General features: G+C 60.3%; 10 protein-coding genes. 3 read left to right on the top strand and 7 right to left on the bottom strand.

The window, feature by feature from the left end:
• From AC1DVH_RS00050 to AC1DVH_RS00040, 3 genes are read right to left on the bottom strand one after another with little or no spacing between them, the layout of a single operon-like run.
• Entirely contained in the window at window positions 1-261 is a 261-nt protein-coding gene (locus AC1DVH_RS00050) for a phosphopantetheine-binding protein (RefSeq protein ID WP_095943238.1), read from the bottom strand.
• Entirely contained in the window at window positions 242-1,051 is an 810-nt protein-coding gene (locus AC1DVH_RS00045) for a lysophospholipid acyltransferase family protein (protein ID WP_477752137.1), read from the bottom strand. The genes AC1DVH_RS00050 and AC1DVH_RS00045 overlap by 20 nt, the downstream gene beginning before the upstream one ends.
• Window positions 1,027-1,752, bottom strand: a complete 726-nt coding sequence (locus AC1DVH_RS00040) for a beta-ketoacyl synthase chain length factor (protein ID WP_477752136.1) — start codon at window positions 1,750-1,752, stop codon at window positions 1,027-1,029. The genes AC1DVH_RS00045 and AC1DVH_RS00040 overlap by 25 nt, the downstream gene beginning before the upstream one ends.
• A gap of 357 nt (window positions 1,753-2,109) precedes the next feature.
• On the opposite strand from AC1DVH_RS00040, the gene AC1DVH_RS00035 reads away from it, so the two are divergent.
• Window positions 2,110-2,880: a ParA family protein gene (locus AC1DVH_RS00035; protein ID WP_477752135.1), complete on the top strand. Its 771-nt coding sequence runs from the start codon at window positions 2,110-2,112 to the stop codon at window positions 2,878-2,880.
• A gap of 110 nt (window positions 2,881-2,990) precedes the next feature.
• On the opposite strand, the gene trxC is transcribed toward AC1DVH_RS00035, so the two are convergent.
• Window positions 2,991-3,425: a thioredoxin TrxC gene (gene trxC / locus AC1DVH_RS00030; RefSeq protein ID WP_477752134.1), complete on the bottom strand. Its 435-nt coding sequence runs from the start codon at window positions 3,423-3,425 to the stop codon at window positions 2,991-2,993.
• 194 nt (window positions 3,426-3,619) lie between these two features.
• On the opposite strand from trxC, the gene AC1DVH_RS00025 reads away from it, so the two are divergent.
• Window positions 3,620-3,916 carry a type II toxin-antitoxin system HigB family toxin gene (locus tag AC1DVH_RS00025; RefSeq protein ID WP_108216275.1) on the top strand — a complete coding sequence of 99 codons (297 nt, stop codon included), beginning with the start codon at window positions 3,620-3,622 and terminating at the stop codon, window positions 3,914-3,916.
• Window positions 3,913-4,314, top strand: a complete 402-nt coding sequence (locus AC1DVH_RS00020; protein ID WP_477752133.1) for a helix-turn-helix domain-containing protein — start codon at window positions 3,913-3,915, stop codon at window positions 4,312-4,314. The genes AC1DVH_RS00025 and AC1DVH_RS00020 overlap by 4 nt, the downstream gene beginning before the upstream one ends.
• A 6-nt stretch (window positions 4,315-4,320) precedes the next feature.
• On the opposite strand, the gene selO is transcribed toward AC1DVH_RS00020, so the two are convergent.
• From selO to AC1DVH_RS00005, 3 genes are read right to left on the bottom strand one after another with little or no spacing between them, the layout of a single operon-like run.
• Window positions 4,321-5,784 carry a protein adenylyltransferase SelO gene (gene selO, locus AC1DVH_RS00015; protein WP_477752132.1) on the bottom strand — a complete coding sequence of 488 codons (1,464 nt, stop codon included), beginning with the start codon at window positions 5,782-5,784 and terminating at the stop codon, window positions 4,321-4,323.
• 48 nt (window positions 5,785-5,832) lie between these two features.
• Window positions 5,833-9,183, bottom strand: coding sequence for a mechanosensitive channel MscK (gene mscK / locus AC1DVH_RS00010; RefSeq protein WP_477752131.1), 3,351 nt, complete (start codon window positions 9,181-9,183; stop codon window positions 5,833-5,835).
• 34 nt (window positions 9,184-9,217) lie between these two features.
• Window positions 9,218-10,960, bottom strand: a complete 1,743-nt coding sequence (locus tag AC1DVH_RS00005) for a potassium/proton antiporter (protein ID WP_477752130.1) — start codon at window positions 10,958-10,960, stop codon at window positions 9,218-9,220.
• Window positions 10,961-11,125: the final 165 nt, after the last annotated feature.

Here is an 11,125-nt window from a genome sequence, read left to right as displayed (position 1 = left end):
TCAAGCTGCCTGTTTTGCGGTGACGAACGCCGCAAGGCTCGCCACGTTACTGAAGTGATTACGTGTGTCCTTGGCATCGGCGTCGATCTTGATGCCGTACTTTTTCTGGATGGCCAGGCCCAGTTCCAGTGCGTCCACCGAGTCCAGGCCCAGGCCTTCGCCGAACAGCGTCTGTTCGTTGCCGATGTCTTCGGCGCTGATGTCTTCCAGGCCAAGGGCGTCGATGATAAGCATTTTGATATCACGGTGCAGATCGCTCATCTTCGGCGAGCTCCTTAATAAAGTAAGAATGTAGATAATCGTTGAGCTTGCGCGAGGCTTGCGGAGCCGGCCCCTGCGTGGCGAAAGTCTGTGGATCTATATCGGCACCGACCCGGAAACTGAAGTGCACGCGCCGCTTGGGGATGCGATACCAGGGCTCGGCCTTGGTCAATGTGGTCGGGTTGACCTTGATAATGACCGGGGTGAGGATTTTCGCACCCCGCAGGGCGATTGCCGCGGCGCCCCGATGAAAGGCCGGCGCCTGGCCGGGTTGGGTGCGCGTACCTTCCGGGAAAATGATCAGGGTCTGGCCGTCTTTCAGCGCGTCGGCAGCGGCGTCGAGCATGTCCATGCTGCCGTCGTTGCTGATGTATTCGGTGCAGCGCAGCGGTCCGCGGGTGAAAGGGTTTTCCCAGAGGCTTTGCTTGACCACGCAGTTGGCGTGACGCACCAGGCCGATCAGAAACACCACGTCGATCAGCGACGGGTGATTGGCAATGATCATTTGCCCGGGGCGACCGAGTTTTTCCGCGCCTTCAATGGTGTAGGTCAGTACGCCGGTGCGGGCCATGAAACGCACGAAAATCCAGAAACAGCGGCTGACCGTTTGCCGGGCCCGCAGCCGATGGGTCCGGGCGTCGCCCGGCAGGCAGTTCAGCACAGGGAAAATCACCAGGCGCAGGCACAGCCCGCCCAGCCCGAACAGGGCAAAGCTCGCGGCGGTGGCCAGCAAACGCCAGTAATAGGCGTCGCGGTTTTTCTCGGTCACGGGTTGCGTTGCCAGGTCCATACACGATTTTTCCAGGCATGTTGGCAGGTGGTTTGCTGGCCGAGCAGCATACGCAACAGATTCAGCGCGTGTGGCCAGCGGGATTTGGACAACACATCCGAGGGGCTGTTCAGGGACAACTGCCAGTCGGTACCGGGGGTGATCAGCAGGCCGACGGCATAAGGGAACGGCACGTCGTCGATCCAGGTTGAGTAAGCCTCGGGCGGCTGCTCTTCGGTGACCACCAGCAGTACCGCGCGAGCGCCTTCAGCCAGCAGCGCGGCAGCTTCCAGCATGCCGTGTTCCAGGCCATCACCTGCGGCGGCCAGGGCCGTCATTTCACTGGTTTCACCGCGCATGATCGACCACAAGCCAATAATCGCGTTATGCACAGACAAGCTGAACCGGGTCGGCGACAGCGGCTGATCGGCGGCCAGATCACTGAGAATGTCGACGGTGCGGGGCGTTTCGCCGTGACGGGAAACAAAGACCAATGGCAGATCCTGCCGACCTTCGGCCAATGGCCAGCCGACGCTGAAGGCCATCCGCGCCAGGCGGCTGAGCCGGCGGCGCTGCATGGCCGGCAGAAAAGAAACGTCGGGAGCGGCATCGCTGTCCGGCAGCACGGCCGGTTGTCGGCTCCAGGCCTGCCAATCGCTCACGCTTTCAAGCCCTGGGGCCCAGGCGCGCCATTGGGCGATGTTGAAGTTGATCACAGACATTCATCCCACCCTCACGGGCTTACTTGACGCGGGGGAGTGGCCGAGGGCCGAGACTTACCCTGCGTGGCGTTTGGCGCCGAGTGGCGCGCATTATCCCGGTGCCGGGAACGTGTAGCAAATGCTGGTTACATTTTGCTCAATAAGATGAAGCGGCTGACTCGAAAAAATTGAACGATTGGTAATTATTCACAAGGTTTTTTGCTCCGTCTGTCGGTTCTGGCGTCGAATCACCGAGCCGTTCAGGGCTTTTCAAGCAAGAGAAGGCAACTGACTGTGTAGTCCCTGTGCCGACAAGGTAGCGAAGCAACGCGGTGGACCACTACACTCGGTCATTCTTTGGTACACGGAGGTTTTGACATGCGGCGCGTGGTGTTCAATCAGAAAGGTGGCGTTGGCAAATCCAGTATTGCCTGTAATCTGGCGGCGGTCAGTGCCAGCGAGGGTTTTCGCACCTTGTTGGTGGATCTCGATGCCCAGGCCAACTCCACTCAATACCTGACGGGGCTCACCGGTAACGATATCCCGATGGGCATCGCCGACTTCTTCAAGCAGACGCTGTCTTCCGGGCCGTTCTCCAAAAAGAATCAGGTCGACATCTACGAAACCCCGTTCGATAACCTCCATGTCATTACCGCCACCGCCGAGCTGGCGGACTTGCAGCCAAAGCTTGAGGCCAAGCACAAGATCAACAAGCTGCGTAAGTTGCTTGAAGAACTGGGCGAAGACTACGACCGGATTTACCTCGATACTCCGCCCGCGCTGAATTTCTATGCGGTTTCAGCGTTGATTGCCGCCGATCGTGTGTTGATTCCCTTCGATTGCGACAGTTTTTCACGCCAGGCACTGTACGGCCTGATGGCCGAAATCGAAGAGTTGAAGGACGACCATAACGAAGGCCTGGAAGTCGAAGGCATCGTCGTCAACCAGTTCCAGGCCCGCGCCAGCCTGCCCCAGCAAATCCTCGACGAACTGATCGCCGAAGGCCTGCCGGTGTTGCCGGTGTACCTGGCCAGCTCGGTACGCATGCGCGAATCCCACCAGGCCAACACGCCGCTGATCCATCTCGACCCGCGGCACAAGCTGACCCAGCAATTCGTTGAGCTGCACAACTTGCTGGAAAACGCCTGAAAAACCTGTGGGAGCGAGCTTGCTCGCGATAGCGGTTTATCAGTCAACAGAGATGTTGAATATGAAGCCCTCATCGCGAGCAAGCTCGCTCCCACAGGGTCTGTGGTGCTTCAGATCCCCTGGCTACGCAACCAGCCCATCAGTTGCGGTAACGGGAAAGCCCCGCTCTGCCGGGCGACTTCCCGGCCGTTCTTGAACAGGATCAGGCTCGGAATCGAGCGAATCCCCAATTGCGCCGACAACTGCTGGTTCGCCTCGCTGTCCAGTTTGGCCAGCCGACACTTGCCCTCCAGTTGCCCGGCTGCCTGCTCGAACACCGGCGCAAACGACTTGCACGGCCCGCACCAGTCCGCCCACACGTCCACCAGCAGCGGCAGATCGCCCTTGATCTGGCTGGCGTAGTCGCCTTGCTTCAATTCGAACGGTTTGCTCAGCAGGACTTCGGCCTTGCAGCGCCCGCATTTCGGGTGGTCATTGAGGCGCTCGGCGGGAATGCGGTTGAGGCCGTTGCAGTGAGGGCAGGGGATGAGGAGTGGGTCGGTCATGAGCAAGATCCAATGGGAAGCTGATAACACCTAGTTGGAGACGTTTGCTCATATTTTCAATCGTGCAGCGACAGGCGATAAAACTAGGCTGAGTCGTGCTAAGCCACACCGCTGGTCTGCCAAGGATTATCGCAACTTGCGATATTTTTGATCTGTGATTAACTCCCCATAGCAAAGTGCGATAAGGATGTTGCATGCATGTTCTCACCGAAAAAAGAGTACGTGAAGCCAAGGCCAAATGGCCAATGGCAGCCAACGCGCTGGATCATTGGTATCAATTAGCCAAAGGAAGCAAACCGCCGGATTTTGCAGCGATGAGAGCCACATTCCCTGCTGTCGACAAGGTAGGTGAGTTTCATGTTTTCGATATCGGTGGTAACAAGTTGCGGCTGATAGCTTTTGTCAGATATCGATCGCAAAAGCTTTATATCAAGCATGTGCTGGATCACCGCGAATATGACCGCGGCAAATGGAAGGAGGAAAGAGCATGAGTGTCCTGATCAAAAGAGCTGCCGAGCACTGGGAATTCGTCTCACCGCTGCTTCGAAAGCCGAAAAGCGAAGATGACTATGACCTGCTGGCGCATGCGCTGGACGAGTTGCTCGAGATGACCGGCGATGATGAGTCCCACCCGCTGATGAGTCTGGTGGATATCATCGGTGACTGGATTGAGGAGTGGGACCATAAGCATCACCCGATGCCGAAGCCTGGCGGGGTCGAGGTTCTTGGCTACTTGATGCGTGAACACGGCCTGAGTCAGAGTGACCTGCCTGGCATCGGCCCTCAGTCTGTGGTTTCCGAGATCCTGAGTGGCAAGCGCCAGCTCAACCTGCGACAGATCCGCTGGCTGGCCGAGCGCTTTGGTGTGTCGGCAGAGGTCTTTATCTGACCCGCATCACGACGAACAACTGATCTCCAGATGCTTGCCCCACTCCGGTGGTCGCTCGGCATAACTTTCCATCCCCGGTTGTTCCACGAACGGATTGCTCAGCACCGCGTGCAGTCGGCGGACTTCCGAGTAGTCGCCGTTCTGCGCCGCCTCGATGGCCTTTTGCGCCAGGTAGTTGCGCAGGATGTACAGCGGGTTGACCGCGTGCATCCGCTGGCTGCGCTGATGTTGATCAAGCGTGCCTTCACGGGCCACCCGGGCGACGTAGAGTTCGCCCCAGGCATCAAAGCCCTTGAGGTCGACGAAGTCGTCACGCAAGCGGGTGATGGCCTGTTGCGGTGCTTCATCACCCAGGCGACGGAAAAACAGGCTGTAGTCGACGCCGCTGTTTTGCATCAGTTGCAGCAGGCCCTCCAGCAACTTCTGGTCGTCGTCTTCAGCAGTGGTCAGGCCGAGGCGGCGGCGCATCAGGTCCAGGTAATGGGCCTGGAACAGCGGCAGGTACAGGCCGAGGGTTTCGCGCAGGGCTTCGACGCTGATGAACGGCGTCAGGGCCTGGGCCAACGCGCTGAGGTTCCACTGGCCTATCGGCACCTGGTTGCTGAAGGAGTAGCGGCCCTGGTCGTCGGAGTGATTGCAGATGAAGTTGGCGTCGAAGTCGTCGAGGAAGGCGAACGGGCCGAAGTCGAAAGTAATCCCGAGGATCGACATGTTGTCGGTGTTCATCACCCCGTGGCAGAAGCCATAGGCCTGCCATTTGGCGATCAGTTCGGCATTGCGCTCGACCACTTCGCGGAACATCGCCAGGTACGGCTCTGGTTGTTCCAGGCACTCCGGGAAGTGCATGGCCAGCACGTGATCACCGAGCTCTTTCTGCTGCTCCGGGCGCTTGGTGTAGTAGAAATATTCGAAGTGCCCGAAGCGCACATGGCTCGGCGCCAGGCGCAGGACCATGGCCGCGCGCTCCTGCTTTTCGCGCCACACCGGGGTATCGGAGCCGATTACGCACAAGGCGCGGGTGGTCGGGATGTTCAGGGCGTTCAGGGCTTCGGAAGCGAGGAATTCGCGGATCGACGAACGCAGTACCGCCCTGCCATCGCCCATGCGTGAAAATGGCGTCTGGCCGGCGCCCTTGAGGTGCAGGTCCCAATGTTCGCCGGCCTCGTTGTACACCTCGCCGAGCAACAGGCCGCGACCGTCGCCCAGTTGCGGGTTGTAGGAACCGAACTGATGCCCGGAATAGACCATCGCCCTCGGGATCGCGTCGGCCCAGAGCTTATGGCCGCTGAACAGTTCGGCGAACTCCGGGGTTTCGGCCTCGGCCGGGTCAAGGTCCAGCAGCGCCATGGAGGCGGGGCTGGCCACGACCAGGCGCGGATTATCGATGGGCTCGGGCAGCACATGGGCGGAAAACGCATCGCCCAGGCGGTCGAAGCGATTATCGAAAGTGAGTTCGTCGAGGGCTTTCAAGGGCCGGCTCCAGCAGAATGTCCGAGCATTCTGCTGGGGAAAGGCCGGTTAGTCGAGTTCGGCGGCGGGCGGCTCTTTCGATGCCTTGCCGTCGACCAACGGCACGATGGTCTTCGCTTCCGGCTCGATCGGCACCATCTTGTATTCCTGGCCGTGGAGGTTCTTGAGGTAGACCTCCATCTGCCGGAACGAGATGTTGATGTGCTGCTTCTTGAACTCGCGGTTGATGAAGCGGTTGACCTCGTCGAGTACCGGGTTGCGGTCGCCGAGGTCGCGCACGTGCATGCGCAACTCGTGGTCGAGGGTGCTTTCGCCGAAATTCAGGAAGTACACGTGTGGCTCCGGGTCTTTCAGGACGCGCGGGTTATCGCGCGCGGCCTTGAGCAACAGCTCTTTCACCAGGTCCAGGTCCGAGCCGTAGTCGACACCGAGCTTGAGGGTCACCCGGGTGATGGTGTCGGTCAGCGACCAGTTGATCAGTTGCCCGGTAATGAACGTCTTGTTCGGGACAATGATGTCCTTGCGGTCGAAGTCGGTGATGGTCGTAGCACGGATGCGGATCTTGCTTACGGTCCCCGACAGGTTGCCGATGGTGATGGTGTCACCGATCCGCACCGGGCGTTCGAACAGGATCATGATGCCGGAAATGAAGTTGGCGAAGATCTCCTGCATGCCGAAACCGAGACCGACCGACAGTGCCGCCACCAGCCATTGCAACTTGTCCCAGCTTACGCCGAGGGTCGACAGCGTCGAGACGAAACCGACGCCGGCGATCACGTAGGACAGCAATGTGGTGGTCGCGTAGGCGCTGCCCTGGGCCAGGTTGAGTTTCGACAGCACGAACACTTCCAGCAGACCGGGCAGGTTGCGCGCCAGGGCGAAGGTGATACCGATGATGATCAGCGCGCCGAGCATGTCGCCGATGCTGATCGGCACCATGCTCATATTAGCGCCGGTGCCGCTGGTGTATTCGTAGAGCGTGACATTGTCCAGGTACGAGAACACCGTGATCAGGTCGGCCCAGACCCAATACAGTGCCGCCATGAAGCCACCGAGCAACGCCAGGCGGATCAGGCGCAGGGACTGTTCGTTGACCTTCTCGATGTCCATCGTCGGTTCTTCGATCACGGCTTCGCCATCGCCGGCCTCCTTGGCGGCCAGTCGTTTGGCCCGGGCGCGCTGGTAGGCCAGACGCCTGGCCGCCACGCTGAGGCCGCGCACGAAAGTGGCTTCGATCACCAGCCAGAACATCAGCAGGTACAGGGTGTTGATCAAGCGGTCGCTGAGCTTGAGCGCGGTGTAGTAGTAGCCGAAGCACACGGCCACGAACAACGCGACGGGTAGGGCGGTGAACAGGATCCCCACCAGTTTGCGGAACAGCGAGGCGTTCTCGTGGGTCGGGCTGCTGATGAGCAAGCGGCTGAGCAGCAAGGTCATCAAGGCGTAGCAGATGAGCACCACCGGCATGCCGATCACGTCATCGGCCAGCGCCGCCGGTTGCTGTTCGGCAACGGCGACTACGGTCACCAGTGCCATCACCACTATGCCGAGGCGGCGGACCCATCTGCGCAGGAATTCCACCTGGGGTTTTTCCCAGCGGAAATGCAGTTCTGCCACACCACCCGGTGCGAGGATCCGGTAGGCGGTGTAGAACACCAGCCAGGCCCCGGCCATTTGCAGCAGCGCCGCGCCCATATTGGCGTTCTGCCCACGGGCGTCGATTCGCAGGGCCAGCCCGCACAAGGCGAGGCCCAGGGAAACCGGCATCGCCAGCAGAATATTGATCAGAATCGCCTGCGGCGTGTGCCACTGGCTATCGCGTTTGAAGTGACCGATGTCCTGGTGAACCTTGTTCAGTCGCGCGTACAGATTCTTGCGCCGCCACAGCAGTGCGCCGATCAGCAGGGCCAGCGGCAGGAACAGCAGCGGGCGCTGGGTCAGGCCGTCGGTCAGTTCGCTCAGGCTTGAAAGAACCGGTAGTGAATCGAGTTGCCGCTGGAGGCGATCCGGCACACTGCTGATCCACTCCAGCTCCAGCGGCTTGTTGCTGGGAATCCAGAACATTTGCTCATCGAGCGTCGCCCGCAGGCTTTGCGCCGTGCTGAGCAGTTGTTTCTGGTTCAGTTGCAGGGTGATGGATTCATTGAGCACCGCGCTCAGTTCGCGATTGAGGCGTTCCAGCAGGTCGGTGCGGGTGGTGGCCAGCTCCATCAGGCTTTTGCGCAGTTGTGGCGTGACTTGCTCGGGCGGCTGGGTCGACAGCAGGTTTTCGACATAGGTGGTCGGATTGCTCAGCAACTCCCGTTGCTGGCTGACTTCGAATTGGTACAGGCGAATGTCGGCGATCTGATCGGCCAGGTTGCGGTCGAGCCGCAGGCGCGGCAACGCCTGTTTCTGTTTGTAGAGAATCTTCGAGAGCAGCAGGCTGCCTTTGAGCACGTTGATTTGCTCGTCCAGGGCCGAGTCGCTCTGGGTCAGGCTGTCCAGCTGTTGCTTGGTCTGCAGGTTTTGCTGGGTGACTTCGTTGAGACGGTCGGTGCTTTTGAGCAGGTAGTCCGAAAGTTTCAGGTTGGTCGCGCTTTCGGTGGCCAGCAGGCTGCTGCCGCCGGCCTTCTGCGCTTCGATGGATTGCTGGGTGACCGTTTCCTGGGACAACGCCAGACGCTTCTGGTTGATCAGGGTTTGCAGTTCCTGGATTTCCCGATCCAGGCGGTCGGATCGCTCCGACAACAGGTCGTGCTGGCTGTTGCCGAGGTCCTGCAATTGGGTATTGCCGGCCAGTTCCTGGCGCCGTAGCGGGATCAGGGCGTTCAGCGCTGCAAGCTCGGCATTGAGCTGGTCGCGCTGCTCGGCGCTCAAGGCCTTGCCGCCGTCCTTGCCGTTCTTGAGGATGGTATTGATCTGCTGAATGCGCGTCTGGCTGCTGGAGATCTCCGCCTGGGCGCGCTCGGGGCGGGTCTGGGCGGTGATGATCAGGCTGTTGGCATCGGCCAGGGCTTTTTGCAGGTCGCTTTGCTGGGTGGAACGCTCGGTGAGCATTTGCTCAAGCTGCTGGATCGGTTCTTTGGCGAATCGCTGCGCCACCGGCACCACGTTACTGGCTTTGAGGCGGGTCAGTTCCCGCTGGTTCTCGACGGTCTGTTTGGGCGCATTGTTCAATTGCTGCTTGAGCGCGGTCAGTTTCTGCTCGTAGTCACGCTTGTTGTTGAGCTGGTTCAGCGTGCTTTGCAGGACGGTTTGCAGGGCCTTCTGATCGGCTTCCGGCAGTTTGCGGTCGGCGATCTTGTCCAGGCTCGCCTGCACGGCTTCGCTGGAAGGCGGTTCGGCCGCTTGCAAAGTACTGACAGAGAGACTCAAACCCAGCAGGGCGATGGCGAAGATGGAGCGCAGATTAGGCATAAAGACCGGTCAAGCAAGTGATAGTGGAAGCAGTTTAGAGGAAGAGTCCGGGACCCGGGCGACTTCCTTCGGGGAATCTGACGCCCACTTTGCCGATCTTGTTCCCGTCCATGACCGCCACGGTCCAGATGGTGTTGTTCCATTCAACCTGGTCACCCACCACCGGCGCGCCGCCGACCTTATGGGCAATGAAGTGGCCCAGGGACATGTCCGGATCGATGCCTTCGACCTTCAGGCCATAGAGGGCCGCAACCGCGGCCAGCTGGGCGTCTCCTTCGAGTACGAAGTCGCCGAAGAAGCGCAGATCGAGGCCCCGTTGTGGCGCCTGGCTGAAGAGTTTTCCGAGGGCCGGCAGGTTGTGTTCATGGCCGATAACACACAGCAAATCATCGACTTCGAGCACCGTACTACCCGACGGATGGAGCAATTGTTGGCCACGAAACAGGGCGGCGATACGGGTGCCTTCGGGCATTTTCAGCTCGCGCAGGGGCGAACCGATGCACCATTTTTCCGCGCCGAGGCGATAAACGAACAGCTCCCACTCACTGGTGACATGCACTTCCAGGGCCGAGCGGGAGATGGGCGCAGGCTCCGGGGGCACCGTCACCTTCAGCAGCTTGGCGACCCACGGCAGGCTCGTGCCCTGAACCAGCAGCGACACCAGCACGATAAAAAAGGCGAGGTTGAAGTACAGCTGGGCGTTGGGCAGGCCGGCCATCAGCGGGAACACCGCGAGAATGATCGGGACCGCGCCGCGCAGGCCGACCCAGGAAATGAACGCTTTTTCGCGACCATGGAACGCCTTGAACGGCAACAGGCCAACCATCACTGAGAATGGCCGGGCAAACAGAATCATCCACAGCGCCAGGGCCAGTGCTGGCAAGGCGATAGGCAGCAGATCGTGAGGCGTCACCAGCAGCCCCAGCACCAGGAACATGCCGATCTGCGCCAGCCAGGCCATGCCGTCGAGCATATGCAGGATGCCGTGGCGGCTGCGCACCGGGCGGTTGCCGATCATCAATCCACACAGGTACACGGCGAGGAAGCCGCTGCCGTGCAGGGCGTTGGTCAGGGCAAACACCACCAGGCCACCGGCGATGACCAGAATCGGATACAGGCCGGTGGCCAGGTTGATGCGGTTGACCAGTTGCAGCATGAGCCAGCCGCCGCCCAGGCCGATGACGCCACCGATGCCGAATTCGCGCAACAGGTGGGTCAGCAGGCTCCAGTGCAGGCCGGTCTGGCCGCTGGCGAGCATGTCGATCAGGGTAACGGTGAGGAACACCGCCATCGGGTCGTTGCTGCCGGATTCGATTTCAAGGCTGGCGGTTACCCGTTCGTTCAGGCCTTTACCGCCCAATAGCGAGAACACCGCCGCGGCATCGGTGGAGCCGACGATGGCGCCGATCAGCAGGCCCTGGATCAGGTTCAGGTTGAACAGCCAGGCGGCCGCCATGCCGGTCAGCCCGGTGGTAATCAACACGCCGACCGTGGCCAGCGAGAGCGCCGGCCATAACGCCACGCGGAAACTCGACACCCGGGTGCGCAGGCCGCCGTCGAGCAGGATCACCGCCAGCGCGAGGTTACCGACCAGATAGGCCGTGGGGTAGTTATCAAAAAGAATGCCGGCGCCATCGACACCGGCCGCCATGCCGACGGCCAGGATAATCACCAGAATCGGGATGCCGAGACGGGACGAAAGTGAGCTCACCAGAATGCTCGCACCTACCAGCAACGCGCCGATCAAGAACAGGCTGTTGATGGTCGTCGCATTCAAAGGCAGTACTCCAGAAAGCTGAAAGGCGGGCGCAAACTGACCATGCAGTCTGCGTGCCAGCGATTCTAACCTGTTGAAATGTGATGCTGTCAAAAAGCTTTTGCTGCTCAAAAGATCGCAGCCTGCGGCAGCTCCTACAGGAAAACACACATCCCTGTGTAGGGG

This window comes from Pseudomonas sp. P4_C3 (genome assembly GCF_056402075.1).
This window is presented reverse-complemented; position numbering and strand designations above follow the sequence as displayed.

Excerpts from the sequence above, each read along its gene's own strand:
- AC1DVH_RS00050 (WP_095943238.1), bottom strand. The coding sequence starts at position 261 with ATGAGCGATCTGCACCGTGATATCAAAATGCTTATCATCGACGCCCTT.
- AC1DVH_RS00045 (WP_477752137.1), bottom strand. The coding sequence starts at position 1,051 with ATGGACCTGGCAACGCAACCCGTGACCGAGAAAAACCGCGACGCCTAT.
- AC1DVH_RS00040 (WP_477752136.1), bottom strand. The coding sequence starts at position 1,752 with ATGTCTGTGATCAACTTCAACATCGCCCAATGGCGCGCCTGGGCCCCA.
- AC1DVH_RS00035 (WP_477752135.1), top strand. The coding sequence starts at position 2,110 with ATGCGGCGCGTGGTGTTCAATCAGAAAGGTGGCGTTGGCAAATCCAGT.
- trxC (WP_477752134.1), bottom strand. The coding sequence starts at position 3,425 with ATGACCGACCCACTCCTCATCCCCTGCCCTCACTGCAACGGCCTCAAC.
- AC1DVH_RS00025 (WP_108216275.1), top strand. The coding sequence starts at position 3,620 with ATGCATGTTCTCACCGAAAAAAGAGTACGTGAAGCCAAGGCCAAATGG.
- AC1DVH_RS00020 (WP_477752133.1), top strand. The coding sequence starts at position 3,913 with ATGAGTGTCCTGATCAAAAGAGCTGCCGAGCACTGGGAATTCGTCTCA.
- mscK (WP_477752131.1), bottom strand. The coding sequence starts at position 9,183 with ATGCCTAATCTGCGCTCCATCTTCGCCATCGCCCTGCTGGGTTTGAGT.